Here is a 26206-nt window from a genome sequence, read left to right as displayed (position 1 = left end):
CGGCGGCGCGGGCGACGACCTGCTCTACGGCGGGCGCGACGGCGACCGGCTGGAGGGCGGCACGGGCAACGACCGGCTTTACGGCGAGGACGGCAACGACACGCTGATCGGCGGGGCGGGGGCCGACACGCTGGACGGGGGAACTGGAAATGACAGGCTGGAGGGCGGGGAGGGGGACGACTGGCTTGAGGGCAGGGCGGGGGCCGATACGTTCGTCTTTTCTCTTGGGGCGGATGTGGTGGCCGACTTCCGCGACAACGAAGACAAGATCGTCCTTGACCGGGCACTATGGTCCGGCGTGGCCCCGACCGTAGCCAGTATCCTATCCGGCGCAACTGTGACCGATGCAGGGCTACACTTCGATTTCGGCAATGGGAATAGTCTGGACATTCATGGAATTTTCGACGCAAACCTGCTTCTGGATGACATTCTGTTCATGTGAGGCACGGCGGTTCTTATGGCGATCAGGGTGCTGGTGACGGGCGGAGCGGGGTATATCGGATCGCATGCCTGCAAGGCGCTGGCGCGGGCCGGGTTCGAGCCGGTGGTCTTCGACAACCTCTCGACGGGATGGAAGGGCGCGGTCAAGTGGGGGCCGTTGGCGCAAGGCGACCTCATGGATCGGGGCAGCATCGACGCGGCACTGGCGCAGTACCGCCCGGAAGCGGTCATGCACTTCGCGGCGCTGTCGCTGGTGGGCGAATCGATGAAGGACCCCGGCCTCTACTGGCGGGTCAATGTGGGGGGGGCGCTGAACCTGCTGGAGGCCTGCGCGGCGGCTGGGGTGCGGAACTTTGTCTTTTCCTCGACTTGCGCGACCTACGGCGACCAGGACGGGGTCATGCTGACCGAAGAGACGCCACAACGGCCGATCAACGCCTATGGCGGATCGAAGCTGGCAATTGAACAGATGCTGCGTGATTTCGGGATGTCCGCAGGGATTTCCCATGTGATCTTTAGATATTTCAACGTGGCTGGGGCCGACCCCGAGGGCGAGGCCGGAGAGCAGCATCTGCCGGAGACACATCTGATACCGCTGATGCTGGACGCCGTGGCAGGCAAGCGCCCGGCGCTGACGGTGTTCGGAACGGATTATCCGACGACGGACGGCACCTGCGTGCGGGATTATGTCCACGTCTCGGATCTGGCCGATGCGCATGTCCTGGGCCTGCGGCGGCTGCTGGACGGGAAGGGTGATGGCGTCTTCTGCCTTGGCACGGGCCGCGGGTTCTCGGTCCGCGAAGTGATCGAGGCCAGCCGGATGGTCACGAACCGGGAGGTGCCGGTGGTGATCGGCGCCCGGCGCCCGGGGGATGCGGCGGCGCTGGTCTCATCCTCGACCCATGCGATCGAGGAACTGGGGTGGGAGCCGCAGCGATCCACCCTGCGGCAAATGATCGGCGATGCCTGGGCCTGGGCCCAGAAACCGGGGTTCGACGCGTAATCAGAGGTCCCAGTCGAGCGCGGATCTGGGCTTTGCTGACGACTGCTGCCTGCCGATGCCAAGCCAGGCACCGCGCAGGGGCAGTTTCCGCTCGGCCCCCCAATCGCCGGTGATTGCAAGCACGTCGCCTTCCAGCATCACCCCCGCGACCGACTGGCCCGAGGGCCAGCGGATCGCACCGATCACGTGGCGGATGTCGATGCAGCCCTGCGGATCCAGCGTCATCTGCCCGGGCTGGCCGGCGGCGGTCAGCGGATCCGGGGTCTCGCGGGATGACAGGCCGAGCATCGGAAGGGCCGCGCCTTCCTCGACCCCGAGGCAGCCCGAATGGCGACCGTTCCAGGGGGCATAGTCGCGCCCTCCGTTGGAATGCCAGAGCATCGTCATCGGCAGTTGCGCCGGGTTGCGGAGCGATAGGAAAAGATCGCCTTCCGCAGGTCGGACGACAGCCGTCCAACCAAGGCGCGAGGCGGGGTCCTCGATCCCGGCGACGAAGTCCTCGTGCGCTTCACCCCAAGGATAACGGTGGAGGTTCACCGTGCCGCCGTCCGCAGTGGGAAACTCGGTGGCGTCCTCGGCGCGGCGGGGGTAGGCGAGGCGCGAGCGGCCGCGGGTGGTCTCCAGCGGCTCGGCCAGGGTTTCCCACCAGCGCTTGCGCGAGAAAGAGAGTTTGCCGCCGTTGGGCAGCGCGACCATCGCGTGATTGGCGACGGGGAGCGCCCCGGTGCCGCCGATGAAGAGGTGGCGTTGGTAGACGAAGGGGTGGTCGTCCTGAAGCGACAGCTCCTTGATGACGGTCGCACCCTGGATCGCACCGTCAAGAACGGCGCGGAGCGTTCCGGGCGAGGCAGGGACGATGCGCCAATCACCATTGGCCGAGAGACCGTGGAGGTCGTCCGTGCCGACGCCGAAGGGGGCGGCGAGAAAGTCTCCGGCAAGCCAGGCCTGATGGGGCGGGGCGTCGGCGGGGACCTCGGATGCGGACCAGGGGGCCTTGTGGAGGGGGGCGATGGTGGAGCCCTCATCGGTGACTTCCATGCTTTGAAGTACCCCTCCGCGCGGGGCGAAGGCGATGCGGATGCCTTTGGCGCTGAGTGTCTGGGTCATGGCGGCCCCTTTCCTGTGCTGCAGGCTAGCCGCCAGCCCAGCCCACGCGCAAGATCAGGCGGGCAAAAGCTCCAGCGCGACGCCCTGTCCGACACCGACGCAAAGCGAGACGAGGGCGGAGCGCGCGCCGCTCTCGGCCAGGCGGCGGGCGGCGGTGCCAGCAAGGCGGGCGCCGGACATGCCGAGGGGGTGGCCCATCGCGATTGCACCGCCGCAGGAATTCAGGCGCGGATCGTCGTCGTTCATGCCCCAGGCGCGGATGCAGGCCAGCACCTGCGCGGCGAAGGCCTCGTTGAGCTCGATGACGTCATGGTCCTGCGCGGCGCGCCCGGTGCGGTCTGTCAGACGGCGGGCGGCTTCGACCGGACCGATGCCCATGACGCGGGGTTCGACTGCACCCGATGCGGCGGCACCGATGCGGGCCAGGGGGGTGAGGCCGTACTGGCGGACGGCGGCAGAGGAGGCAAGGAGGACGCCCGCCGCCCCGTCGTTGACACCCGAGGCGTTTCCGGCTGTCACGGTGCCGGGCCTTCGGAACGGTGTGGGAAGGGCGGCCAGTTTCTCCAATGTGGTTGGCCGGGGATGTTCGTCGGCAGAGACGATGCTGTCGGCTCTCCGGCCCTGGATGGTAACGGGAAGGATGTCTTTCGCGTGCCATCCGGCGTCATAGCGCGTCTGGGAAAGAACAGCGTAGCGGTCCTGGTCCAGACGGCTGATCCCATGTTCGGCAGCAAGGTTTTCGGCAGTTTCGGGCATACTGTCGGTGCCCCAGGTCTGCGCCATCCGGGGATGGACAAAGCGCCAGCCGATTGTCGTGTCGAAGATCTCGGGCGTGCGGGCAAAGGCGGTCTCGGCCTTGGGCATCACCAAGGGCGCGCGGGACATGCTTTCGACGCCGCCTGCGATGATGACGTCCGCCGCCCCGTCGCGGATGGTGCGGGCGCCAATGATCACGGCATCAAGACCCGAGGCACAGAGGCGGTTCACCGTCAGCGCAGGGACCGTCGGGCCAAGGCGGGAAAGCAGGACGGCCATCCGAGCGACGTTGCGGTTGTCTTCGCCGGCCTGATTGGCGCAGCCGAAGATCACCTCGTCGACTGGCAGGTCGTGCAGATCAAGAAGGCCGTTGATGACCAGGGTGGCAAGGTCGTCGGGGCGGACCGGGGCAAGCGCCCCCGCATAGCGGCCGATGGGCGTGCGGCGGTGGGCGCAGAGAAAGACCTCGGTCATGCGGCCTCCAGCCCCGGTGCGGGGTCGTAGCGGGGTTTCAGGGCGTCCGGGGCAGCGGCACGGAGATGGGAGAGTTCAGCCAGGATGGCTGCGCGACCGTGGCGTGCCAGGGCCTCGAACGGCCCGCGCGGGAAGTTCAGGCCAAGGCGCATGGCGGTGTCGATGCTCTCGGGCGTGGTGCCGCCGTCGGAAAGCAACCAGTGGGCCTCGTTGGCGAGGGCTGCTTCAATGCGCAGGGCGATGGCCTGGGCATCGGGCGGGGGCGGGGCAGGCGGGTCTGGAAAAATGAAGCCGCGCCCGGTCTTGCGACCCAGGTTGCCGCTGGCAACCTGGGCTTTCAGCGGCGGAAAGACGTGATAGCGGGGATGGCCCTGCATCGCGGTCTGCATCCCTTCGGTCGCGGCCAGGTTGATGTCGGCACCAACAAGGTCGATCAGCGCGAAGGGGCCAAGCCTGTAGCCTGCAGCGGTCATGGCGGCGTCGATCTCGGCGGGGCTGCGGCCTTCGGTCAGCAGTGCCAGCGCCTCGCCGTAGTAGGGCCTGGCGCAGCGGTTGACGATAAAGCCGGGGCGGTCGGGGCAGTGGATCACGGTCTTTCCTGCGGCCTCGGTCCAGGCTTTCGCCTTGGCGAGAGCGCCGGGATCGGTGGCGGCCTGGGGCGCCATTTCCACGAGCTTCATCGCGGTGGGCGGGTTGAAGAAGTGAAGCGCCAGGACACGGTCGGGGTGTCGCAAGCCATCTGCGATGGCGTGGATCGGCAGCGAGGAGGTATTGGTGGCGAGGATTGCCTTGGTGGAAACGACGTCCTCGAGCGCGGCGAAGAGGCTGCGCTTTGCCGTCAGTTGCTCGGCGATGGCCTCGATCACCAGACTGCAAGGGGCGAAAGTGGTCAGGTCCTCGGCTACCGTCAGGCGGGATAGGACGGCGGCGCGGCCGGGATCTGTCAACTTGCCCGCAGCCACCCGGGCATCCAGCGCAGCGGCCAGCCGGTCGCGTGCAGTGTTGCGGGCCGGGGGATGGGCGTCGGTCGCAATCACGGGGAAGCCCGCCTGCGCATAGACCTGCGCAATGCCAAGCCCCATCGTCCCAAGTCCGACGACGCCGATGATGGGCAGATCAGTCATTCCAGTGTTTCCGAGTCATCTCTTGCGCATCCTGCACCAGCACCGAGGAATTTCAAGCTAGAAATTTCAAGCTTGAAATTGTTGCGGGCGGATGGCAGGCTTTCGGGGAACAGGACTCGGGGGTATCAGGTGAAGATTCTCTGCCTTGGGGGCGGGCCGGCGGGCCTTTACTTCGCGATCTCGATGAAGTTGCGCGACCCCTCGCACCAGGTCACGGTGCTCGAGCGGAACCGCGCGAACGACACATTCGGCTGGGGGGTCGTGCTGTCGGACGATGCGCTGGGGCGGATGCAGAAGAACGACCCCCAGTCGACCGAATCGATCCGGTCCAATTTTGCCTATTGGGACGACATTGCCGTGATCCATGACGGGGTCCGCACGGTGTCGGGTGGGCACGGCTTTGCCGGGATCGGGCGCAAGACGCTGTTGATCCTGCTTCAGGCCAGGGCGCGCGAGCTGGGGGTCGACCTGCAGTTCGAGACCGAGTTCCGCACCGCCGAGGACTACCGCAAGGAATACGACCTGGTGGTGGCGACCGACGGCATCAACTCGCTGGTTCGACGCGAATATGCCGAGGTCTTCCAACCCGACATCGACACGCGGCTCTGCAAGTTCGTCTGGCTGGGGACCAAGGCCAAGTTCGATGACGCCTTCACTTTCATCTTCGAACGCACCGAACATGGCTGGGTCTGGGCCCACGTCTACCAGTTCGACGCCGATACCGCGACGTTCATCGTCGAATGTCTGCCCGAGACCTGGGATGCCTGGGGCTTTGCCGACATGACCAAGGAGGAAACGGTCGAGACCTGCCGCAAGATCTTTGCCGCACATCTGGGTGGGCATGAACTGATGTCCAATGCGGCACACCTGCGCGGCAGTGCGGTCTGGATGCAGTTCCCCCGCGTGATCTGCCAGCGCTGGTATCACGAGAACGTCGTCCTCATGGGCGATGCGGCGGCGACGGGGCATTTCTCGATCGGGTCGGGCACGCGGCTGGCGATGGATTCGGCGATTGCGCTGGCGGACTACCTGCACTCCGAACCGACGCTGGAGGCGGCCTTCCAGCGCTACCAGGACGAGCGCCGGGTCGAGGTGCTGCGGCTGCAATCGGCGGCGCGCAACAGCCTGGAGTGGTTCGAGCGGGTCGAGCGCTACCTGGACATGGCGCCGATGCAGTTCGCCTATTCGCTGCTGACGCGCAGCCAGCGGATCAGTCATGAAAACCTGCGCCTGCGTGACCCGCAGTGGTTGCGCAAGGCTGAAGACTGGTTCCAGTCGCAGGCGGGTGGTCAGCTCGGCCGCCAGCCCCTGTTCGCCCCGTTCCAGTTGCGGGACATGCGGCTGGAGAACCGGGTCGTCGTCTCGCCGATGGCGCAGTACAAGGCGGTCGATGGCTGCCCGACCGATTGGCATTTCGTGCATTACGCCGAGCGGGCCAAGGGCGGGGCCGGGCTGGTCTATGTCGAGATGACCTGCGTGTCGCCCGAAGGTCGGATCACCCCCGGCTGTCCGGGACTTTACGCGCCCGAGCATGAGGTGGCCTGGAAGCGGCTGGTCGATTTCGTCCACGCCGAAACAAAGGCCAAGCTCTGCTGCCAGATCGGCCATTCAGGACGCAAGGGCAGCACACAGCTGGGCTGGGAGGAAGGCGACGCCCCTCTGCCGAACGGCAACTGGCCGGTGATGAGCGCCAGCGCGATCCCGTGGACCGACCGGAGCGCCGTCCCCCGCGAGATGACACGCGCGGACATGGACATGGTCAGGGACCAGTTCGTTGCCTCGACACTAATGGCCGCGCGGGCCGGGTTTGACATGATCGAACTTCATGCGGCGCATGGTTACCTGATTTCCTCATTCATCAGCCCCAAATCGAACATCCGCACGGATGACTACGGCGGCAGCCTTGAAAACCGGATGCGCTATCCGCTGGAGGTGTTCCGGGCGATGCGAGAGGCCTGGCCTGCGGCAAAGCCCATGTCGGTCCGAATTTCGGCAAGCGACTGGGTGGGTGACGGCGGGGTGACACCGGACGAAGCGGTCGAGATCGCCAAGGCTTTCTCGGCTGCAGGGGCCGACATCATCGACGTCAGCGCCGGGCAGACCTCCACTGACGCAAAGCCCGTCTATGGCCGGATGTTCCAGACACCGTTCAGCGACCGCATCCGCAACGAGGCGGGTCTGGCGACCATCGCGGTCGGCAACATCACCGAGGCGGATCAGGTCAATGGCATCCTGCTGGCGGGGCGCGCCGATCTGGTGGCGCTGGCCCGACCGCATCTGGCCGACCCCTACTGGACGCTGCATGCGGCGGTGCAGGCGGGGGATGACAGGGTCTTCTGGCCGAACCCGTATCTCAACGGCCGGGACCAGGCTTTGCGGCTGCAAGCCCGCGCGCAGGAGGCGATCCGCGCATGACCCTGGCCGGTAAACGCGTGTTGATCACCGGGGGCGGCTCGGGTGCCGGGGCCGACTTGGCGCGTGGCTTTGCCGGGGCGGGGGCGGAAGTTGTGATCTCGGGTCGCCGGGCCGACGCGCTGCGCGCCGTGGCAGAACCGCTCGGCGCACGATGGGTGCAGGCCGACGTTACCGACGAGACATCCGTGCAACGGATGTACAAGGAGGCCGGCCCTTGCGACATCGTCATCGCCAATGCGGGGGCGGCAGACTCTGGGGTGATGGCGAAGACGACACTGGCCCAGTGGAACGCGATGATCGCGGTCAACCTGACCGGGGTTTTCCTGACCTTCCGCGAGGCGCTGGGGCAGTTTCGCGCCGAAGGGCGGCTGATCGCCGTGGCCTCGACGGCTGGCCTGAAGGGCTATGCCAAGGTCGCGCCCTATGCGGCGGCCAAGCATGGGGTGGTGGGCCTGGTGCGGTCGCTGGCATTGGAAGTGGCGCGGAAGCGGGTCACGGTGAACGCGATCTGCCCGGGGTTTCTGGACACGCCGATGACCGATCATTCGGTGCAGGTGATTGCCGAGAAGACCGGCAAGACGCTGGCGGAGGCGCGGGCGGCGCTGGAGGGCCTCAGCCCGCAAGGGCGGCTTTACCAACCATCGGAAGTGACGGCTGCGGCCCTGTATCTGGCGTCGGATGCCGCGTCGGGCGTGAACGGGGCCTGCCTTTCGATCTCGGGGGGCGAGGTATGAGCGAGGGGTCGAAGCGGCGGCTCAAGATGTGGATCCGCCTGCTGGGCGTGACGCGGGCTGCGGAAAACGAGCTGCGGGAATACCTGCGGCTGAAGCACGAAACGACCCTGCCGCGCTTCGACGTGATGGCGGCGCTTTACCGCCGCCGCGAGGGCGTGACGATGAGCGAGCTTTCCCGGATGCTTCTGGTGTCCAACGGCAATGCGACGGCGGTCGTCGACCGGCTGGAGGGCGAGGGGCTGGTCCTGCGCACGCCCAGCGAAGTGGACCGCCGGACGGTTCATGTCGCGCTGACGACGGCGGGGACGGTGGCCTTCGAGATCATGGCCGAAGGGCATGAGGCCGAAGTGGCGCGGCTGTTCGCAGGGCTGACCGACGACGAATTGGACCAGATGACCGGAATCCTGAAGAGGATGGGACGATGACCAAGATGGCTGGCCTCGTGCCTAAGCACTTCCTGTGGGAAGTTCAGGAGCGCGTCGCGGTGATCCGCCTGAACCGGCCGGACCGCAAGAACCCGCTGACTTTCGAAAGCTACGCCGAATTGCGCGATACGTTTCGGGCACTGGTCTATGCGGACGACGTGGACGTGGTGGTCTTTGCCTCGAACGGGGGGAACTTCTGCTCGGGCGGGGATGTGCACGACATCATCGGCCCCTTGATCGGGCTGCCGATGAAGGACCTGCTGGCGTTCACCCGGATGACGGGGGACCTGGTCAAGGCGATGATTTCCTGCGGCAAGCCGATCATTGCGGCGGTGGACGGGGTGGCCGTGGGGGCCGGTGCGATCATCGCGATGGCCTCGGACCTGCGGCTGGCGACTCCGGCCACCAAATGCGCGTTCCTGTTCACCAGGGTTGGGCTGGCGGGCTGCGACATGGGGGCTTGCGCGATGCTGCCCCGGATCATCGGGCAGGGGCGGGCGGCAGAGCTGCTATATACCGGGCGGACGATGGCGGCCGAAGAGGGCCACGCCTGGGGTTTCTGGAACGCCTTGCATCCGGCAGAGGCGCTTGAGGCCGAAGCCCTGGTGCTGGCGCGGCGGTTGGCGACCGGACCCACCTTTGCGCATGGGATCACCAAGACGCAGCTGAACCAGGAATGGAACATGGGTCTGGAGCAGGCGATCGAGGCCGAGGCCCAGGCGCAGGCGATCTGCATGCAGACGAAGGACTTTGAACGGGCCTACCGGGCCTTCGTGGCCAGGGAAAAGCCGGTGTTTCAGGGGGACTGAGCGTCCCCGGTTTCCTGAACCGATGGCGCAACCGTGACCGCACGCGGAGGATATTTGGGCAAAGATGAAATGAGTGACCGGAGTTTCCTTGACTGGCCGTTTTTCCAGCCCCGCCACCGCGAGCTTGCGGCGGGGCTGGAAGACTGGTGCGCGGCCAACCTGCCGGTGCCGCATGACGATGTGGACGCGGCCTGCAAGGGGCTGGTGGCGGCGCTGGGTGCCGGAGGCTGGTTGCAGCACTCGGGCGCGGGCGAGGGGGAGCGGCTGGATGTGCGCTCGCTTTGTCTGATCCGCGAGACGCTGGCGCGGCATGACGGGCTGGCGGATTTCGCTTTTGCCATGCAGGGGCTGGGGATGGGGGCGGTAAGCCTGTTCGGGACGGCGGCGCAGCGGGAGTGGCTGGCGCAGACGCGGGCGGGGCAGGCGATTTCCGGCTTTGCGCTGACCGAGCCGGGGTCGGGGTCCGACGTGGCAGCGACGGCGACGGTGGCCGAACGGGTGCAGGGCGGCTGGCGGCTTTCGGGCGAGAAGACCTATATCTCGAACGGCGGGATCGCGGATGTCTATGTGATCTTCGCGCGGACGGGCGAGGCTCCGGGCGCGAAGGGGTTGTCTGCGTTCCTGCTGCCGGCGGCGACGCAGGGGCTGGAGGTGGTCAGCCGGATCGAGGTGATGGCCCCGCATCCGCTGGCGCATCTGCGGCTTGACGGGGTGGAGTTGCCGGAGACCGCACTGATCGGCAAACCTGGCGAGGGGTTCAAGATCGCCATGTCGGTGCTGGACGTGTTCCGATCCACCGTGGGCGCAGCGGCGTTGGGGTTCGCGCGCCGCGCGCTGGATGAGGCACTGGCGCGCACGCAGTCGCGGCGCATCCAGGGGCAGGCTTTGAGTGACCTGCAACTGGTGCAGGGGCATCTGGCCGACATGGCGCTGGAGATCGACGCCTCGGCGCTGCTGGTCTACCGGGCGGCCTGGGTGAAGGACCAGGGCGCCGCAAGGGTCAGCCGCGAGGCGGCGATGGCAAAGCTTTACGCCACCGAGGCCGCGCAAAGGGTGATCGACATGGCGGTCCAGCTGCATGGCGGCGACGGGGTGCGGCACGGGTTCGCGGTGGAAAGCCTTTACCGCGAGATCCGGGCGCTGCGGATCTATGAAGGCGCCAGCGACGTGCAACGCATCGTCATCGCGCGGAGCATCCTGGGGTGACCTACGAGCGCATCATCCAGATCGAGTTCAACCACTGCGACCCGGCGGGGATCGTCTTTTACCCGCGCTATTTCGAGATGGTGAATTCGGTCATCGAGAACTTCTTCGCCGATGTGGTCGGGCGGTCCTTCGCGGCGATGCATTTTGGCGCGTCGAACGGCGTGCCGACAGTGGCGATGGAAGCGGTCTTCCAGCGGCCCTCGCGGCTGGGCGAAAAGGTGCGATTCCGCCTGCGGGTGGAGAAGGTCGGCGGCTCTTCGGTGAAGATGTGGATCGAGGGGCACGGGGACGACGGGCTGCGACTGAAGGTCGGCATGACGCTTGCCTGGATAGATGGAATGAAGGCCGCGCCCTGGCCGGCAGAGATGCGGGCGGCGCTAGAGCGATACAGGGAGACGCAGGATGCATGAGGTCCTTCACCCGAAGCACTGGAAACCGGCGCGGGGCTACGCCAACGGTGTCGCGGCGGAGGGCCGGATGGTCTTTACCGGCGGGATCATCGGCTGGAACGCGGATCAGGAGTTCGAGACCGACGACTTCGTGGGCCAGGTGGAACAGGCCTTGAGGTCGATTGTCGAGGTCCTGGCCGAGGCGGGGGCGGGGCCAGAGCATCTGGTGCGGCTGACCTGGTATGTGACCGACAAGCGGGAATACCTTGGCAGCCTCAAAGAGCTTGGCGCCGTCTACAAGGCGGTGATCGGGCGGCACTATCCGGCGATGGCGCTGGTGCAGGTGGTGGCGCTGGTCGAGGACCGGGCCCGCGTCGAGATCGAGGCGACGGCCGTCATTCCTAAGGGGGTTGCGTGATGCTTGGACCGACCGGACATAGCGACAGCTTCACCCGCGACCGCCTGCCCGCGCCCGAGGATTGGCCCGAGATCCGGCTGGACGGGTTCGACTATCCCGACTTGCTGAACGCGGGCGTGGAGCTGACCGATGCCATGGTGGCCAAGGGCTTTGGCGACAACACCGCGCTGATCGGCAACGGCCGCAGCCGGACCTACAAGGAGCTGACCGACTGGTCGAACCGCATCGCGCATGCGCTGGTCGAGGACTATGGGGTCAGGCCCGGCAACCGCGTCCTGATCCGGTCGGCCAACAATCCCGCGATGGTGGCCTGCTGGCTGGCGGCGACCAAAGCCGGGGCGGTCGTGGTCAACACCATGCCGATGCTGCGCGCGGGAGAGTTGTCGGCCATCGTCGATAAGGCCGAAATCAGCCATGCCCTGTGCGACACCCGGTTGATGGAGGAACTGGTCACCTGCGCCAAGGGGTCGCGCCACCTGCGGACGGTGGTGGGGTTCGATGGAACCGCGAACCATGATGCCGAGCTGGACCGGGTGGCACTGTCGAAATCGGTGAAGTTCCAGGCGGTGCCGACGGGGCGTGACGATGTTGCGCTTCTGGGCTTTACCAGCGGCACGACGGGCGAGCCCAAGGCCACGATGCATTTCCACCGCGACCTGATGATCATCGCCGACGGTTACGCGAAAGAGGTTCTTGGCGTCACGCCCGAGGATGTCTTCGTCGGCTCGCCGCCGCTGGCCTTTACCTTCGGACTTGGCGGTTTGGCGGTCTTTCCCTTGCGCTTCGGGGCGGCGGCGGCGCTTCTGGAACAGGCAAGCCCGCCGAACATGATCGACATCATCCAGAAGCACCGGGCGACGGTCTGTTTCACCGCGCCGACCGCCTACCGGGTGATGCTGAAGGCGATGGCAGAAGGCGCCGACCTGTCCTCGCTGCGCGCCGCCGTCAGTGCTGGGGAAACCCTGCCGGGCCCGGTCTACGAGGAGTGGATGGCGAAGACCGGCAAGCCGATGCTGGACGGGATCGGCGCGACCGAGATGCTGCACATCTTCATCACCAACCGCTTCGACGACCACCGCCCCGCCTGCACCGGGCGGCCCGTTGCGGGATACGAGGCGAAGATCGTCGGCGATGACATGGCGGACCTTCCCCGCGGGGAAGTCGGGCGGCTGGCCGTGCGCGGGCCGACGGGGTGCCGCTATCTCGCGGACAAGCGGCAGAAGGCCTATGTGAAGGACGGCTGGAACCTGACCGGGGACAGCTTCTGGCAGGACGAAGACGGCCGCTTCCATTTCGCCGCGCGGTCCGACGACATGATCATCAGCGCGGGCTACAATATCGCGGGGCCAGAGGTTGAAGCCGCCCTGCTGTCCCATCCCGCCGTGCTGGAATGTGCCGTCGTGGGTGCGCCGGACGACGAACGCGGCCAGGTCGTCGAGGCGCATGTCGTGCTGGCCCAGGGGCACTCGCCCGATGGGCTATTGGTCAAGATCTTGCAGGACCACGTCAAGCGCGCCATCGCGCCCTACAAGTACCCCCGCCGGGTCGTTTTCACCGATGCCTTGCCAAAGACGCAGACCGGGAAGATCCAGCGTTTCCGCCTGCGAAGCTGACCTCGTCCAGATTCCGCTTGAATCCCGGCCCCATCAGGGGCATATCGCCCCCCGGAAGCCTGCGGGGACCAACCTGCGGGCCCATCTGCAATGGAGAGACCATGGCCAAGGAAGACATTCTCGAATTCCCCGGTGTCGTGAAGGAACTCCTGCCGAACGCGACATTCAGGGTCGAACTCGAGAACGGCCATGAGTTGATCGCGGTGATGGCAGGCAAGATGCGCAAGAACCGCATCCGCGTTCTGGCCGGTGACAAAGTCCAGGTCGAAATGACCCCCTACGACCTGTCGAAGGGTCGCATCAACTACCGCTTCAAATAAGTTGCGGTTCATTCTGGGATCGGGAAGCCCGCGCCGGAAAGAGCTTCTGGCGCAGCTTGGCATCGTACCCGACCTGATCCTGCCCCCCGACATCGACGAGGACCCCCGCAAGGGTGAACTTCCGCGGCCCTATTGCCTGCGGCTGGCCGAGGAAAAGGCCCGCGCGGTCCCGGCGGGGCCGGAGGACGTGGTTCTTTGCGCTGACACCACTGTCGCTGTTGGTCGCCGCATCCTGGGAAAGCCGGCGGATGCGGGCGAAGCGGCCCAGTTCCTGACGGCTCTTGGCGGGCGGCGCCACCAGGTCATCACCGGAATTGCCGTGCGCCGTGGCGACCGGGTTCTGGTGCGGGAATCCCTGAGCACGGTGAAGATGAAGCGCCTCTCGGATGCAGAGATGAACGCTTATCTTGCCAGCAACGAATGGCAAGGCAAGGCGGGCGGCTACGGAATTCAGGGGCTGGCGGGGGCGTTCATCCCGTGGATTTCGGGGTCGTTCACCGGCATCATGGGCCTTCCCGTCGCCGAGACGGCGGCCCTTTTGACAGCGATCGGCTACCCGGTCTGGAGGCAGGAATGAAGGGCCGCTTGCTGGTTCTGGATGAAATCGATGGTCGCCAGGCAGCGGCATTGCTGGTCGACGGGCAACTGGAAGAGCTGGCCATCGACCCCTTGGGCGATGTGGCGATCCCTGGTGCGATTTACCGCGCTGTGGCCGACCGTCCGGTCAAGGGGCAGGGTGGCATCTTCGTCAAGCTGCCGGACGGCGCTTCGGGCTTTCTTCGGCAGATCTCTGGCGTGGCACCGGGCCAGCGGCTTCTGGTCCAGGTTACCGGCCCGGCCGAACCTGGCAAGGCCATCCCCGTCACGTCGCGACTGCTGTTCAAATCCCGCTTTGCGATCATCACGCCCGACGCGCCGGGTCTGAACATCTCGCGCAAGATCAAGGACGAAGAGCGGCGGGCAGACCTTTCCGACCTCGCGCAGACCGGAATGGCCGGCGCAAGCGAGCGTCTGGGCCTGATCCTGCGCTCTGGCTGCCTGGAGGCCGAGGACCAGGCCATCGCCGAAGATATCATGGCGATGCGTGGCCTGGCCGAAGCCGTGCTGGCCGACACGTCCGGCCCGCCCGAGCTTCTGGTCGACGGCCCCACGGCACATGATCTCGCGTTCCGCGACTGGCTGGACCCGGCCGTCGACGACGCCGACACCGATCCCGAAAGCTTTGAACGCCACGGCGTGTCCGAGATGCTGGATGCCCTGCGGGCCCCGCATGTCGCTCTGGAGGCTGGCGGTCACATGATGATCGAGCCCACGCGTGCGCTGGTATCTGTCGACGTGAACACCGGCCCCGATACCTCGCCCGCTGCCGCGCTGAAAGCCAACATAGCCGCCGCCCGCGACCTGCCGCGTCAGTTGCGCCTGCGCGGCCTTGGCGGCCAGATCGTCGTGGATTTCGCCCCGATGCCGAAACGCGACCGGCATATCCTAGACCAGGTCCTTAAAGCGGCCTTCAAGACCGACGGCGAGGCAAACCTCGCGGGCTGGACCACGCTTGGGCTTTACGAAATGACCCGCAAGCGCGACCGCCTGCCACTGTCCGAGCTTTTGCCAGGGGGCCTGCCATGACCTGCCCGATCTGTGGCAAGCCCACTGCCGCCGATTACCGCCCGTTCTGCTCGCGCCGTTGCGCTGATGTGGACCTTGGCCGCTGGCTCAATGAGAGCTACCGTCTCCCTGCCGAGACCGAGGAAGAGGCCGAAGAACAGCAGCCCGACGCCACCCCGCCGAAGGCGCATTGAGAGACGTTTTCCCACTGGACAGCCCCCCGCCGCTTGGGTATCACCCGCCCACCAAACGGTGCCCAGATAGCTCAGTTGGTAGAGCAGCGGATTGAAAATCCGCGTGTCGCTGGTTCGATTCCGGCTCTGGGCACCACTTACACCCCCCGAAAAGTGCCGAAAAGCTGTTTAGCTTCAGCGACTTGCGCGGTTTTCGCGAGGCCGAAAAGTAGGCTCGGCTAAAAACCGAAATGTACGAATTCTTGATCGATTCCGGCTTTTCGTACATTATTGGCATGGCAAAAAGCATGGCAAAAACCTGCCTTCGGCTTCAAGCCGAATCCTCTTCATCCCACACGAACCCCGGCGGCAGAGGCCCGCCAAGTCGGTAGTGGTGCAGCCCCACGGCAATGACAGGAACCTTGGCGGCGAAAAGTCGTGCCAGCCGCTTTGCGTCATTCTCAAAGATTGGCTCATGTTGGCCTGTAGGGTGGCGGTGTCCCGGTCCTTTGATCATGGTCATCCTATCGGTTCTTTTGCGCGGCGCGCTGGCCAGCGGAAGCCATGTCGGCGGCGACCTGTGACTTGCTGCGCTTGAAGCTGTCTGCGTCGCTATTCGGGAAATTGAAGCTCATGTTCTGGACCACGGTCTGCCCGCCCCCGGCGCTGTCCCCGTTAAGCTCGACCCCGATCTTCCGACCCTTGCTCAGGGGGATGACCGCTTCGTTATCGTGGAGCATTGCCGGGATGCCTGACGTGTTTGCCGTGCCCTGAGAGAAGTGCGGGGCGTTCCGGAATGCGGACGGAGACACGTTTGCGAACCCGACAGGGGAATTGCTCATGCCGCCTTCCGAGAATGCGCCGATTGCCATTCCTAGGAGGCTTTCCCAAGAGAACATTCCGCCCCCGCCACCTCCACCGGCCCCGCCCGCGACTGCCGCAGACAGGATAGGTGCGCCTTGCTGGGCACCCTGTACAACGCCACGGCCTAGCTCTGCCCCGCCCGTGCTGGACGCGATGCGGATGTTGTTTGAACCCGTGGCGAGGCCCGTCTGTGCCGCCGTGCGGACGTTGGTTGAACCTGCCGCGAGTCCACTCTGGACGGCTCCGCCTGCTTGCTGTCCCCCAGAGGTCATTGCGGCTTGGATATCCATTGCCACTTGCTGGCCTGCGGTTGTCATGCTGGTGGCGATGGTCGTACCGGCCTGCTGTCCGCCTGTGGCGATTGCTGCGGCGTCACCACCAAACCCCGGAATCTCGGTGTCGCCTGTGGAAGAGAAGAGTCCTGCCAGCATGCCGCCAAAGCCGCCGGTCGGGGACTGTTCCCCACGGCCCATCAAGGTCATCAATTCCTTGACGGCCTTATCAGCGACGATATCGGCGACGAGTCCAAGGATCGACTCCCCAAGGCTTTCGAGGTCGAATTTGCCCGTCTTGATGAAGTCGGAGAGCGTCGATTTCAGGGAGTCGATTGCCCCCATTTCGATCTGCTTACCGGCCTCAAGCCAGTTGGGAACGGAGTCCATCCATTCCTTGACCGGGTCCCGCGCGGCCTTCTTAAGCTCTTCGTTTAGCTTGGCGGCGACGTCGATTTGCTTGATCATCGCCATTGTCTGGGCGTCTACAGCGCCGCCTCCTGCGACCATGGCCTGAGCGAAAAGCTCTGCGGCTTCTGCGCTTTCGAATTGGTTCTGGGCGAGGGCTTGAAGCGTCACCCGTTCTTGTTCGAGTCCAGTCAGGCGTTCCGTCAGACTCTTGTTGAGTTCGTCTGCGGCCTTGGCTTCCTCGCTGAGTCCGCCCGCTCGCCCGCCACCTCCACCGGCAGACTTGGCGGGTTTGTTTTTCTCGCTGATCTCAGAGCGGAGTCGGTCGGTTTCTTTCGAAGCCGCGTCCAGTTCGGCAATAGCCTGATACTCGGATGCGATCTGGTCGAAGTTCAGTTTCTGTCCGCGTGTTCCGGCAGTCGTGACCATCGTGTCAAGTTGTACCCGGCGGTTGGCTGCGGCGCTGGACAGGCCTTCGGACAGTTCGTAGTTGAGCGCTGAATTCTGGGCGCGGATGGACTCAATCTGGCCTTGGACAGAGCGCCCCATAGCCGCCAATGCGCCGGGAACGCTGTTCAGGTTGCCAAGGAGTCTGGCGGCTTCGTCAGCCGCCGTGCCGATGGTGTAGGCGAGGCCAGACGCGGCCCCGCTGGCATTGTTCGCAGCCCCCGCTGTGCCATCCGTGGCGGCGTTGAGACGCATGCCTGCGTCTTCGGCCTTTAGGAGTTGGGTTAGGAATGCGAGCGCCCCGCCCTCTGCTTTCTTGATTCCGCCCGTTACCGATTCCACCTCTGTCCGCATCGCCGTGACAGCGGCTAGTTGCTCTTCGAAGGTCCGCGCGGCTTTGATCTGTTCAAGCATGCCCAAGAGGACTCGGGCTTCGTCGTTTGTGGTCGAGAATGCTATGCGCATATCGTCCACGTCAGTGGTCAAGAAGCCGCCTAGGAATTCGTCACCCACGGCGGACAGGGCCGCAGACGTTTTCTGCGTCGCTTCGATCCGGGCGATTTCCTGAAGCTTTTCGAGGTGAGTCTGTAGCTCGGCATTCACCCGCCCATAGCCCTCTGCAAGGCTTCCAAGGGACGCCCCGGCTAGGAGGTCGGTAGCCTGTCTGACTGCCGAAATGGAGCTATTGGCGTCCCCCAGAGCGTCTGAGAATGACCGGGTTTCGTCACTGCCTGACATCATCCACTGGACGATTGCAGAACCGAACCCGATCACCCCGATAGTGATCAAGCTCACAGGCGATAGGAGGGCCATAAAGCCCCCTCCTAGGGTCGAGAGAATGGACGAACCCTTGCCCAAACTTTGGAACGTCTGGGCAAGCTGCGTACCCTGTCCTACGGCGATGGACAGAGGCGACATTCCCCCAGCCAGCATCACCCCGATATCGTTAAGCTGGAAACCGACCTGTTGCGAGGCCATGGCCGCGTGGCGGGACTGCGTGGCGTACATGTCGGCTGCATTGCCAGCGGTCAGGTAGGACTGTGCCGCACGGTCGCGCATGGCAACGGCTTGGGCTTCGCTGACCACGTTCGCAGCGACCAAGGAGTCGATTTCTGACAGGGCGACGGCGTAGCGCTGACTTGACGCGTAGATCGGATCATGGGCCGCACGAAGGCGTTGCAGGGCGTCGGCATGTGTCGAGGCGGCGCGGGCGGCTTGCTCAAGTGCTCGCTCTTCGGCGATGGCAATCGCGTTCAACCGTTCCGCTTCTCTGGCGGTTCTGTTGAGTTCCGATGCGAGGTCAGCGTACCCGGCGCGAGCTTCCCGGACGTCTAGGCCAGAGGTGGCGGCGATCAGGTTGGACCGAAGGCGGGCAAGACCGGATTCGAGCTTCGCGAGGCCTGCGGTATCGCCAACTGAAAGAAGGCGGTCGCGCAAACGGGAAGCCTGATCGGTCGAGACGCGCAAGGCGTTTGTGGATGCGAGGGCGAGCCTGCGAATATCTGCGGCGGCGCGGTCGGAAGCGCTGCCCGCGCCCGTCAGGGCGGTCGAGAGGCCCCCGGCAGCCTTGCCGGTTCTGCGGATAGCGGCCTCGGCATCGGTCAACCGAGAAACGTCAACCTTGTTCAGTTTCGAGAATGCGCCAGTGGTGTCCCGTTCGAGGGATTCCACGGCTTTCGCGACGGCGGCAATCGCGCCGGTAAAGCGTTTCGCCCCGGACTCAGCTTGAGTCGGGTCGATCTTCAAATGGAGAGTGTGGGTTTCGGACAAGAGGCGGTCTTTCGCGCTTGGCCGGTCGGGGCGGCGCGGTGTCATTAGGGATTTGTCAGGGCCGGGAGGTCTGAATAATCGGGGCGCGGGAAGGAAAGAGAAAAACCCGCGCCCCAATCGACCGCCTTGACTTAAGAATAGTCTCACGAATTGAGGCGAATGTCACGCAAACGGCCTGAACGGTTCGCAACAATTATCCGGTCCAAATTCTAAATAATTGGAGGGCAGTCGCAATTCCGAATAGGGGGTACGGGCTTCCGGGGAATTACTTGACAGAGCAACCATCGCAACGGGGAAAGTCGGCTTGAAGCCGAAAGTTGCATAGTGGAAGGGCAAAAGTTGCTGCAACGTCTCTCCACTGCTACTGCCCGCTTTCGATGGGCCACCCCGGTATCCCGTCACGGGCCCCCGGACACTATATTTTGTGGTTTTGTCCCGCTGACGCGGGGCACGACCACAAGCTATAGCTTCTATCTCTGCGTCTCGCCTCGGTCTGCCAGCACCTTAGCCTGCAAGCCTGTCGAGTACATTCTTGACAGTGGTTGCATACCATTTCCCACCCCGCGCCGTCTTGATGCCCCGCTTATTCAACTCTGCCGCCATGTCCGTAAGGGTAGTAATTCCAGAGGCTCGCACGTCTGCCAGTACGTCTGAGAGGTCGTGGGCGCGCGTGACCGCGTCACTGCGTTGTGCTTCACAGGATGCACCATTTCCCTTGCCAGCGCGACGCAGGGCAGCGGCACCGTTCGGGTTGCCCAAGGCCTGCCCACGGGCCTTTGCTGCCCTCAGTGCGACTCTGGTACGCTCGCTAATGGCGCGGGCTTCGTCCTGTGCCACAAGAGCGAGGATACCGATTGTCAGGGGTGTGGCGGTGGGGTTGTCGCAGGCCACGAAATCCACTCCAGACTCCTGTAGATTCAGGAGAAATGCGGCATTTCGGGACAGACGATCAAGCTTGGCAATCACCAGCCGTGAGCCGGTTACGCGGGCGAGCTTGAGGGCGGCTTGCAGTTGCGGGCGAGCGTTGTTCCGGCCCGACTCCACCTCGGTGAAAGAGCCGACGATATGGGCCGCGTTAGCGGCGGCATAGGCGGCAATAGCTGCCTCTTGAGCTTCCAGCCCTAGGCCACTGCGGCCTTGGGATGCACTCGACACGCGGCGGTAGGTAACGATCTTCAAGGCAAACCCTCCGAATATAGACCGGCGCAACGACCGTTACGCAGGTTTATATCACGCGACCTGCATGATTCGCGAGTCATTTCAATGGCTTCCGTGGGGATCGATTACCATTTCGCGGCGTCTCGTCCTGTTATACAACCGTACAAGAAAAGTTGCTGTAACGCCGGTCGAGGGCGGCTGCGAAGGTGTTTGAGAGATGATGAAACTCAGGTCTGCCGCGTTTACGGGCTTTTCGCGTGTCAAGAGTTAGTTTATACTTGACAAGAACACAACGAGAACAAATATAGCAGGCAAGCAAAAGATGGTGGTAGTGGGATCGAGAGAGTGAAGGCGGCGACGTACATCGCGGTCTTCATGGGCGGAGCGATTGTCTGCTTTCTTTTGATCTCTTTGGGGATGGTCGACAAGGTTGATGGCATCCCCGGCACTCAAGAAGAACCGGTCATCAGCCTGCCAACGTACCTGAGCTTCCTGAGCGTAATGCTTACAGGAATTACGGTGGTTCTCGCTGCGCTGGCAATCGGCATCGGCCTGATTGCGGCGTACACCTTCCGCGAACTTAAAGAGGAAGCGGCGAAAGCTGCAACCAAGAAGCTAGACGAAGCGCTATCGGAAGATGCGTTCAACGAGAGAATTAACAAGCTGCTAATTGCTCGTCGCGCTAACCCCACAGTCGCGGAGCTGGAGGCAGGGTTCGACCAAGAAGATGATGGAAATCGGTAGGAGGCAGACATGGGCTTGAAAGAACTTGGCAGGATTTCACCCGAAGAGAGGACAATCCTTGCTCAGTATATGAGCGAGTATCCAGTCAGAATCGGTCAACTCGCCAAAGACCTTGGTGTTGCGATCCGGGTCTCTAGCATGCCCACTGGCGTGTCAGGGCAGATTTCGCGTGAGGGGGACAACTACGTTATCCGTGTCAATCGGAATGAAGCTCGCGAACGTCAGCGCTTCACAATCGGGCATGAGCTGGCCCACTACCTACTCCACCGCAACATCATAGACAGTTCGCCCGATGGCATTACTGATACGGTTCTCTACCGCTCTGGTGCGCCAGAGAGGATTGAGTTTGAAGCGAACAGGTTAGCGGCGGAAATCGTCATGCCCATGCACCTTATAGAGAAAGAACTGAGTGAGAAGTTCGGAGGGCTGGTGACTGAAGCTACGATTGAAGGGCTTGCTTCTAGCTTCGAAGTGTCGAAAGCTGCGATGGAAATCAAGCTGTCAACTCTTGTCGAAGCATAACGAGCAAACATGGTCCTAGAGAACAAGACCTACGTTCCTACGCTGGCTATACGAGCCAGTGAGATGAATGGTCTAGAGTTTCTGCCCGGCGCGACGAAGGAACGGATGGCCCCCTGCATCCTTCTCGCGCCTTGGGCTAACTCCTCTTCTTTGCAGAAGTCTCTAGACAGGGTCGAGAAAGCCCTAAGGCACCAGAATTACTTTCTCGACATTGATCGAGACTACGAATTTACGAACATGGAAAGCGGACCGCAGCAAGAGCTGGTCGCGCTGCTCAATCCAGCCAATGCATTCGAGAACTGGTGCAACTTTGTTGTTGAACAAAAATGGGTCTGGCCTTGCGTACAGACGCGGGGACAATCCGAAGCTGACATTCGTACACAGATTGAACGTTTTCAGGAGGCGGAGCGCACCTACTGCATGCGCATCTTCATGAACCGGATGCCCGGCAACATGGCGGAGGTCGTCTCAGCATTCGCTGCATCAGGTGCTGCTGACTACGTCATTCTGCTTGAGGGTGGGTGGGTGCAAGACCCTCTTAGCTTGGCGGTCTGGTTTGACGGCATGATCGGGGGCCACCTTCAAGCAATCGACGCGAATGTACCTATCGTACTTTCTTGTACATCCATGCCGAAGCTCTTCACTGATTTCGATGGCGGCATAAACCAAGTTCCCTTCGGCAATCGCGTGTTGCTGGATCAGATTCGACAACGTTGGGCCAACAGAGCGCGGATAATTTATGGAGATTGGGGTAGTACCCGCCCGCGTGAACCGGGCGGATTTGCGAGTCGTCCGCTGGACAGGGTAGACTATCCCACTCAAAGCGCTTGGGACATATCTCGCAACAAGTCTCAGGGTTGGGGATTCAAGAGAGCGGCTCAGGAAATCGTTGATAGCGCGGATTGGGACGGGAACCTTGGCATATGGGGAGAAGTCCAGATAGTGAACACTACGATTAGCCCTGCACTAGGGATCGACACTCCACAGAAGAATGTTGCGGCGCGTGTGAACATCCACCTTCACCGTCAAGCTTTCTACGACGCTGGCAACCCAAGTGGCATGAACCTTGACGAAGATTGGGAAGACTGACCGCTGACGCGGTTGGACACCATGGGGCGAGAGGCCCCGTCTTTCCCTTTGTTGTAAATGTTGTTGTTGTTGTAAGAATAATAACTACCACAAAACAGCGGTGGCAGGACACGCATCGACGGGGAAACGCCCGCGCGGAAAATCCTTGCGAACCGCCGGAACGCTGCAACAAGCAACATTTGCAACATTCCTTTGATTTCAAGCACTTGGAAGAATCGACTTTACAACATCTACAACAAAAGGGCGGCTGACGCCGCCCCCGGTCAATTCTCCACCTCGGCAACCCGCCCAGTCCGGTCCCGGATCATGTCCAGAATGACCCCCAAGCCCGGCAGATGGTACATCGGCGTGTTGAATCCGAACGGCTGCCAAGCGTACTCAGCATCCGTCGCGCCTTCGTCAAGGGTCTGTCGCTCACCCGTCAACCGCGCGGCTTTGGGTCGGTCCAGCTCCACCCCGAAGATACGCTTCCAGACCGCCGCAGCCGGTCGCAGGTCGCTGTCATACCGACCTGCAAGGCTGCGTACCCATTCGTCCAGCGCGCGGGCCGGGATACGGTTCTCACCCTCGCCCAGAACGATCCGGAAGGTCTGTGCCCCATCCCGCCAGACAAATTCGCCGTCTTCCAACATCCGCAGAAACGACTTGTCAGAGACCCTCAGGCTTTCAACGAACATTTGCTTACGGGCGGCGGTGACCGGGGCCGTGCGGACGTCTGACCAATCCAACCCGGCTGACGCCGGTACCCACTGTCTCAGCCATGCGGCATATGCAGCCATCGCCGGGCCTTCGATGTGTTCGTACAGCGACTTGAACGCGTCCCGGTCGCCCTGCATGGACGTACCGACATTCAGGACCATGTAGCGGCGCTCGCTGTTGTTCCCTTCGATCCGCACCGCCGCGTCGTGGTTGCTGTCGATGATGATCCTAAAAAAGACGTCCATCTGGACGGACTGGACCTGCTTTGCTTCCACTCGCATGTCACATTGCGTGACCATGCCTTTCAACTGATCAGCGGCTTCCGCTGACTTTCCGAAGACCGCTTCTTCCGACACGACGCACATGCTTGTGGCCAGCGACGGGCCAGCGAACCGCCCTAGGAGGTGTTCCGGATGAGTTGCGAGAAGGTCGTAAGGTTCCACCAAACGCCGGACAATCCGTCCGAATGTGCCCTTCCCGACGCCGCCGGGGCCATACAACACTAGTGCAGTACCGGGCCTTTCGGCCGGACGCTGGACCATGTGCGCAAGATACAGCGTTACCCAGTTGTATGCAGGCACATCCCCGCCGCAGATTACATCTCGGATAAAGTCCCGTATCGGAGTGGAGTCGCCGGGGGCCGGTACGAGCGTCAACAAGTCCTTGTTGTACAGGTTGACGTCGTACTCGCGCGGGCGTTCGGAGGGATCGAATACAACGCGTGAATGCCGCTTCGCATCGGTGGTCCACCAGCGATCAACAGGGTTGATCCACTTTACGTCTTTGCCTTCGCCTTCGGCCCAAGCCTCGTGCGCATAGAAGTCCTTGAGCGCGGGCTTCGTCCAGAATTCCAGAATGTCGTCACCCGCCAACATCCCGCCCCGATCAACGTTGCGGATCACTAACACCTTGCCTTTGTAGTTCACGAGCTTGAACCGGGCGGAAAGGCTGGCAAGCTTCTGTTTCGCGGTCCTGCCAAGGGGCGCGGCGGGGTCCAGAGAGGGTGTTATCTTTTCGCCGTCATCTTCGATAACTTCGTCCGGATCGTCCGGGCCTTCCAGCATATACACGCTGTCGCCGAACAACTGCTCTTCATCGAACCACTGCTGCCGCAGCGCCTCTTCAAGGAAGGCAAGCTTGTGCCGCCCCTGACAAGCGTCGTGCTTGCAGAACCACGTCCAGTAGCCGTTCTGGCTGTCCAGTGCGTTGACCACCATCGTGGCGGTGCCGCCCTCGGACGAATGCTCGTGCTCGAAGGGGCACTCGATGTGGACATGGCCCTGCGCCTCGCCACCGGCATTCCGGATGTGATCGGCGCACAAGTCTTCCACAAGGTCCGCCATCTGGAAGCGTTCCTTGGCCTTGTAGTGCCAGTCGTTCAGGGACGCCCCTGAGGGTGTGAAGGCCTGTGGCGCGCGCTCACCATCGTGAGCGCCCGCGCCCCCTGCCTTCTCGAAGGCGTTCAGGTTTGCTGTCTTCCGGGTGTTCAGGTATGCGGACTTCCGCATGACCGGAACGTCCTCAAACTTCAGAGGATCACCACGCACGACAGCGCAATACCAGTCCTCGGCATCCTTGGCGTGACGGCCTGTGTAGAACAAACGCGAGGGGTCGGTGCACGAGGTATCAAAGTGGACGTCTAGGACTTCACGGGCCATGCCTGTGATCTTGTCTTCCCAGACTTCCAGCGCGGCTGCCTGCGTATCAGCGAGGTCGATGATCTTGACAGGCTTGCTCAACGGGAAAATCAAACGATACTTGTCCAACGCAGGCGTCGACAGCTCGATGACCAGCCCTTCCTTGGTCTGCTTCTTCGCGTTGGTGATCTCGACCTTCGCGATGAAGGACTCTTCGTACCGGTTCTTGTCGTGCTCGCGGAGGAACCGCTGAATCTGTGGCTTGGTCAGCTCGGACGGCTTGATCTTAAGCTTACGGAAGACCTCGTCATGCTTCAACGTCAGCCCGGATTTTCCGTGGCTGTGAGACGTGTAAACGAGGCAGAAGAGGCCCAGCCCCTCCAGCTTATCCAGCATAGCGTCCAGCGGGAACCCGGCGTCGATGTCGAGGCCCAGCGCGAACATGGTGTCCATCGCCTTGGTCTTGCGTGCGCCGCCCAGCGACGATCCCAGCACGACTGATGCACCGGCCTTGTCCTTGCCCACAGGGTGGCGAGAGAAGCCCCATGCAGCGGCATTCTTGTTGCCGTCACCGCCAACGATCCAGTTGGCCCACGGCATCGTGACGGCCTTCCAGTCTTCGTCCTGCGTGTTCCGCCGGTCTTTGGCTCCCCACATCTCCCCAAGGAGAAGGGTAGCGTCCTTTTCCAGAAGCGCGTTGAAGGCATCCGTTTCGACCCCAAGCAATTCGGCGTCGTTCAACTTCGTCTCGGTCGGTTCCTGCGGCGCAACATCGCTTTCGGTCGCGAAACCGCTGACGCGGTCCACGGCCTCTCGCCAAAGTGCCAGTATCTCTTCCTCGGTCGGATCGTTCATAAGGTCCCGCGCCAAACGGCCAAGCAGTTCCAAGGACTCGGTGTCGGGGTCAACGGCCTCGGTACGGGTCCGCTGTAGATCGAGGATGGAGTCCGCAATCGACTCCGCGTTCACCCGCCCGGCTTCGTCATAGGTGACGTCGCCAAAGGTCGGGTCAGGGTCCGGCCCTACATGGGCCAGCATCGATTCAATCAGGGTAGGGGTCAGGTCGGTCAAGGGCTGTCTTTCTTTCAGGTCAGGGTGGCCAGCCGTTCGGCTGTTTCGTGGATTCGGCGTGAAAATTTCAGGACGTCCGACACCCCCGGAACCCCACGAAGTGCGGCGTCGTGAAGGGCGGCGGACAGGATCACAAGCTCGGACTCGCATTGCTCTGCGGTCTGTTCATTGGTCGCTCTGCGGATCGGTGTAACGTTCATGTTCTGTGGTCCTTTCGATGGGTGTCAAACCCTGTACCCGAATCGCCGAACGGGAGTCAAGTCTTTGATTTTATTAGGCTTCAAGCCGAATTTGAGGCTTAGAGCCTGCCTTTCGGCTTGAAGCTCAAGCGTCGAAAAGACTCGGCGTCAGACACTTCGTCACCATCCCTTCGGCCAGCCTTTCCGCGATCTCAGCTTGAAGCCGAAGCTCTTCCTCGGCCACATCTTCCGCCGAAAACCGGCTTCGAAGGGCGTGAGCATTCCGCCATTTCCGGACGAATTCTTCCCGGCGTTTTCGTGCGGCTGCGATCCT

At 63.2% G+C, this 26206-nt stretch carries 25 protein-coding genes and 1 tRNA gene; 18 read left to right on the top strand and 8 right to left on the bottom strand.

Annotation, left to right across the window (positions count from 1 at the left end; genetic code table 11):
• A partial coding sequence (locus tag Q8M85_RS12930; protein ID WP_305545205.1) for a calcium-binding protein occupies positions 1-442 on the top strand: 442 nt, incomplete at its 5' end.
• 15 nt (positions 443-457) lie between these two features.
• Positions 458-1444: a UDP-glucose 4-epimerase GalE gene (gene galE, locus Q8M85_RS12925; protein ID WP_305545203.1), complete on the top strand. Its 987-nt coding sequence runs from the start codon at positions 458-460 to the stop codon at positions 1442-1444.
• On the opposite strand, the gene Q8M85_RS12920 is transcribed toward galE, so the two are convergent.
• Genes Q8M85_RS12920 through Q8M85_RS12910 form a run of 3 tightly spaced genes read right to left on the bottom strand, consistent with a single transcriptional unit; the run spans position 1445 to position 4905 of the window.
• Positions 1445-2551: a hypothetical protein gene (locus Q8M85_RS12920; RefSeq protein WP_305545200.1), complete on the bottom strand. Its 1107-nt coding sequence runs from the start codon at positions 2549-2551 to the stop codon at positions 1445-1447.
• 54 nt (positions 2552-2605) lie between these two features.
• Complete coding sequence (locus Q8M85_RS12915; RefSeq protein ID WP_305545197.1) at positions 2606-3781, bottom strand: acetyl-CoA C-acyltransferase; 1176 nt, start codon at positions 3779-3781, stop codon at positions 2606-2608.
• Positions 3778-4905 carry a 3-hydroxyacyl-CoA dehydrogenase NAD-binding domain-containing protein gene (locus Q8M85_RS12910; RefSeq protein ID WP_305545194.1) on the bottom strand — a complete coding sequence of 376 codons (1128 nt, stop codon included), beginning with the start codon at positions 4903-4905 and terminating at the stop codon, positions 3778-3780. The genes Q8M85_RS12915 and Q8M85_RS12910 overlap by 4 nt, the downstream gene beginning before the upstream one ends.
• 129 nt (positions 4906-5034) lie before the next feature.
• On the opposite strand from Q8M85_RS12910, the gene Q8M85_RS12905 reads away from it, so the two are divergent.
• From Q8M85_RS12905 to Q8M85_RS12845, 13 genes are all read left to right on the top strand, one after another.
• Positions 5035-7320 carry a bifunctional salicylyl-CoA 5-hydroxylase/oxidoreductase gene (locus Q8M85_RS12905; protein WP_305545191.1) on the top strand — a complete coding sequence of 762 codons (2286 nt, stop codon included), beginning with the start codon at positions 5035-5037 and terminating at the stop codon, positions 7318-7320.
• The gene (locus Q8M85_RS12900; protein ID WP_305545188.1) at positions 7317-8054 is read left to right on the top strand and encodes an SDR family NAD(P)-dependent oxidoreductase; all 738 of its coding nucleotides are present in this window, start codon (positions 7317-7319) and stop codon (positions 8052-8054) included. Before Q8M85_RS12905 ends, Q8M85_RS12900 begins: the two co-directional genes overlap by 4 nt.
• Positions 8051-8479 carry a MarR family winged helix-turn-helix transcriptional regulator gene (locus Q8M85_RS12895; RefSeq protein ID WP_305545186.1) on the top strand — a complete coding sequence of 143 codons (429 nt, stop codon included), beginning with the start codon at positions 8051-8053 and terminating at the stop codon, positions 8477-8479. The genes Q8M85_RS12900 and Q8M85_RS12895 overlap by 4 nt, the downstream gene beginning before the upstream one ends.
• Positions 8476-9288, top strand: coding sequence for an enoyl-CoA hydratase family protein (locus tag Q8M85_RS12890; protein ID WP_305545183.1), 813 nt, complete (start codon positions 8476-8478; stop codon positions 9286-9288). Before Q8M85_RS12895 ends, Q8M85_RS12890 begins: the two co-directional genes overlap by 4 nt.
• 69 nt (positions 9289-9357) lie before the next feature.
• The gene (locus Q8M85_RS12885) at positions 9358-10494 is read left to right on the top strand and encodes an acyl-CoA dehydrogenase family protein (protein ID WP_305545180.1); all 1137 of its coding nucleotides are present in this window, start codon (positions 9358-9360) and stop codon (positions 10492-10494) included.
• On the top strand, positions 10491-10904 hold the full coding sequence (locus tag Q8M85_RS12880) for a thioesterase family protein (protein ID WP_305545178.1): 414 nt from the start codon (positions 10491-10493) through the stop codon (positions 10902-10904). The genes Q8M85_RS12885 and Q8M85_RS12880 overlap by 4 nt, the downstream gene beginning before the upstream one ends.
• Complete coding sequence (locus Q8M85_RS12875; protein ID WP_305545176.1) at positions 10897-11301, top strand: RidA family protein; 405 nt, start codon at positions 10897-10899, stop codon at positions 11299-11301. The genes Q8M85_RS12880 and Q8M85_RS12875 overlap by 8 nt, the downstream gene beginning before the upstream one ends.
• Positions 11301-12914, top strand: coding sequence for an AMP-binding protein (locus tag Q8M85_RS12870; protein WP_305545174.1), 1614 nt, complete (start codon positions 11301-11303; stop codon positions 12912-12914). The genes Q8M85_RS12875 and Q8M85_RS12870 overlap by 1 nt, the downstream gene beginning before the upstream one ends.
• A gap of 101 nt (positions 12915-13015) precedes the next feature.
• Positions 13016-13234, top strand: coding sequence for a translation initiation factor IF-1 (gene infA, locus Q8M85_RS12865; protein WP_050523081.1), 219 nt, complete (start codon positions 13016-13018; stop codon positions 13232-13234).
• Position 13235: 1 nt separating this feature from the next.
• Positions 13236-13811, top strand: coding sequence for a nucleoside triphosphate pyrophosphatase (locus tag Q8M85_RS12860; RefSeq protein ID WP_305545171.1), 576 nt, complete (start codon positions 13236-13238; stop codon positions 13809-13811).
• On the top strand, positions 13808-14860 hold the full coding sequence (locus Q8M85_RS12855; protein ID WP_305545169.1) for a ribonuclease E/G: 1053 nt from the start codon (positions 13808-13810) through the stop codon (positions 14858-14860). The genes Q8M85_RS12860 and Q8M85_RS12855 overlap by 4 nt, the downstream gene beginning before the upstream one ends.
• Complete coding sequence (locus Q8M85_RS12850; RefSeq protein ID WP_305545166.1) at positions 14857-15033, top strand: DNA gyrase inhibitor YacG; 177 nt, start codon at positions 14857-14859, stop codon at positions 15031-15033. Before Q8M85_RS12855 ends, Q8M85_RS12850 begins: the two co-directional genes overlap by 4 nt.
• A 60-nt stretch (positions 15034-15093) precedes the next feature.
• A tRNA-Phe gene (locus Q8M85_RS12845) sits at positions 15094-15169 on the top strand.
• A 174-nt stretch (positions 15170-15343) separates the two neighbouring features.
• Here the strand turns inward: Q8M85_RS12845 and Q8M85_RS12840 are convergent.
• The 3 genes from Q8M85_RS12840 to Q8M85_RS12830 form a co-directional block, all read right to left on the bottom strand.
• Positions 15344-15535 (bottom strand): hypothetical protein, encoded by a 192-nt coding sequence (locus tag Q8M85_RS12840; protein ID WP_305545164.1) that lies wholly within the window; start codon positions 15533-15535, stop codon positions 15344-15346.
• Position 15536: 1 nt separating this feature from the next.
• Positions 15537-18773 carry a phage tail length tape measure family protein gene (locus Q8M85_RS12835; RefSeq protein WP_305545162.1) on the bottom strand — a complete coding sequence of 1079 codons (3237 nt, stop codon included), beginning with the start codon at positions 18771-18773 and terminating at the stop codon, positions 15537-15539.
• 504 nt (positions 18774-19277) lie between these two features.
• Complete coding sequence (locus tag Q8M85_RS12830; protein WP_305545160.1) at positions 19278-19952, bottom strand: recombinase family protein; 675 nt, start codon at positions 19950-19952, stop codon at positions 19278-19280.
• Positions 19953-20276: 324 nt separating this feature from the next.
• Here Q8M85_RS12830 and Q8M85_RS12825 point away from each other — a divergent pair, with 324 nt between their 5' ends.
• The 3 genes from Q8M85_RS12825 to Q8M85_RS12815 are packed head-to-tail and all read left to right on the top strand — an operon-like array spanning position 20277 to position 22286.
• A complete protein-coding gene (locus Q8M85_RS12825; RefSeq protein WP_305545158.1) occupies positions 20277-20675 on the top strand; it encodes a hypothetical protein in 399 nt (132 codons plus the stop codon).
• 9 nt (positions 20676-20684) lie between these two features.
• Entirely contained in the window at positions 20685-21197 is a 513-nt protein-coding gene (locus tag Q8M85_RS12820; protein WP_305545155.1) for an ImmA/IrrE family metallo-endopeptidase, read from the top strand.
• A gap of 9 nt (positions 21198-21206) precedes the next feature.
• Complete coding sequence (locus tag Q8M85_RS12815) at positions 21207-22286, top strand: beta family protein (protein ID WP_305545152.1); 1080 nt, start codon at positions 21207-21209, stop codon at positions 22284-22286.
• Between the two features lie 263 nt (positions 22287-22549).
• On the opposite strand, the gene Q8M85_RS12810 is transcribed toward Q8M85_RS12815, so the two are convergent.
• Both Q8M85_RS12810 and Q8M85_RS12805 read right to left on the bottom strand, forming a co-directional pair.
• Positions 22550-25693: a primase-helicase family protein gene (locus Q8M85_RS12810; protein ID WP_305545149.1), complete on the bottom strand. Its 3144-nt coding sequence runs from the start codon at positions 25691-25693 to the stop codon at positions 22550-22552.
• A gap of 14 nt (positions 25694-25707) precedes the next feature.
• Positions 25708-25893 (bottom strand): hypothetical protein, encoded by a 186-nt coding sequence (locus tag Q8M85_RS12805; protein WP_305545146.1) that lies wholly within the window; start codon positions 25891-25893, stop codon positions 25708-25710.
• Positions 25894-26206: the final 313 nt, after the last annotated feature.

The organism is Tabrizicola sp. (genome assembly GCF_030694085.1).
In the GTDB taxonomy this organism is placed as follows: domain Bacteria; phylum Pseudomonadota; class Alphaproteobacteria; order Rhodobacterales; family Rhodobacteraceae; genus Tabrizicola.
The sequence above is the reverse complement of the archived record's forward strand: the minus strand, read 5'-3'. Positions and strand labels throughout refer to the sequence as shown.

What these genes read in the sequence shown, in the direction of transcription:
- Q8M85_RS12875 (WP_305545176.1), top strand. Translation starts at nt 10,897, where the DNA reads ATGCATGAGGTCCTTCACCCGAAGCACTGGAAACCGGCGCGGGGCTAC.
- Q8M85_RS12920 (WP_305545200.1), bottom strand. Translation starts at nt 2,551, where the DNA reads ATGACCCAGACACTCAGCGCCAAAGGCATCCGCATCGCCTTCGCCCCG.
- Q8M85_RS12805 (WP_305545146.1), bottom strand. Translation starts at nt 25,893, where the DNA reads ATGAACGTTACACCGATCCGCAGAGCGACCAATGAACAGACCGCAGAG.
- Q8M85_RS12915 (WP_305545197.1), bottom strand. Translation starts at nt 3,781, where the DNA reads ATGACCGAGGTCTTTCTCTGCGCCCACCGCCGCACGCCCATCGGCCGC.
- Q8M85_RS12895 (WP_305545186.1), top strand. Translation starts at nt 8,051, where the DNA reads ATGAGCGAGGGGTCGAAGCGGCGGCTCAAGATGTGGATCCGCCTGCTG.
- Q8M85_RS12870 (WP_305545174.1), top strand. Translation starts at nt 11,301, where the DNA reads ATGCTTGGACCGACCGGACATAGCGACAGCTTCACCCGCGACCGCCTG.
- Q8M85_RS12855 (WP_305545169.1), top strand. Translation starts at nt 13,808, where the DNA reads ATGAAGGGCCGCTTGCTGGTTCTGGATGAAATCGATGGTCGCCAGGCA.
- Q8M85_RS12890 (WP_305545183.1), top strand. Translation starts at nt 8,476, where the DNA reads ATGACCAAGATGGCTGGCCTCGTGCCTAAGCACTTCCTGTGGGAAGTT.
- infA (WP_050523081.1), top strand. Translation starts at nt 13,016, where the DNA reads ATGGCCAAGGAAGACATTCTCGAATTCCCCGGTGTCGTGAAGGAACTC.
- Q8M85_RS12850 (WP_305545166.1), top strand. Translation starts at nt 14,857, where the DNA reads ATGACCTGCCCGATCTGTGGCAAGCCCACTGCCGCCGATTACCGCCCG.
- Q8M85_RS12815 (WP_305545152.1), top strand. Translation starts at nt 21,207, where the DNA reads ATGGTCCTAGAGAACAAGACCTACGTTCCTACGCTGGCTATACGAGCC.
- Q8M85_RS12910 (WP_305545194.1), bottom strand. Translation starts at nt 4,905, where the DNA reads ATGACTGATCTGCCCATCATCGGCGTCGTCGGACTTGGGACGATGGGG.
- Q8M85_RS12840 (WP_305545164.1), bottom strand. Translation starts at nt 15,535, where the DNA reads ATGACCATGATCAAAGGACCGGGACACCGCCACCCTACAGGCCAACAT.
- galE (WP_305545203.1), top strand. Translation starts at nt 458, where the DNA reads ATGGCGATCAGGGTGCTGGTGACGGGCGGAGCGGGGTATATCGGATCG.
- Q8M85_RS12820 (WP_305545155.1), top strand. Translation starts at nt 20,685, where the DNA reads ATGGGCTTGAAAGAACTTGGCAGGATTTCACCCGAAGAGAGGACAATC.
- Q8M85_RS12900 (WP_305545188.1), top strand. Translation starts at nt 7,317, where the DNA reads ATGACCCTGGCCGGTAAACGCGTGTTGATCACCGGGGGCGGCTCGGGT.
- Q8M85_RS12885 (WP_305545180.1), top strand. Translation starts at nt 9,358, where the DNA reads ATGAGTGACCGGAGTTTCCTTGACTGGCCGTTTTTCCAGCCCCGCCAC.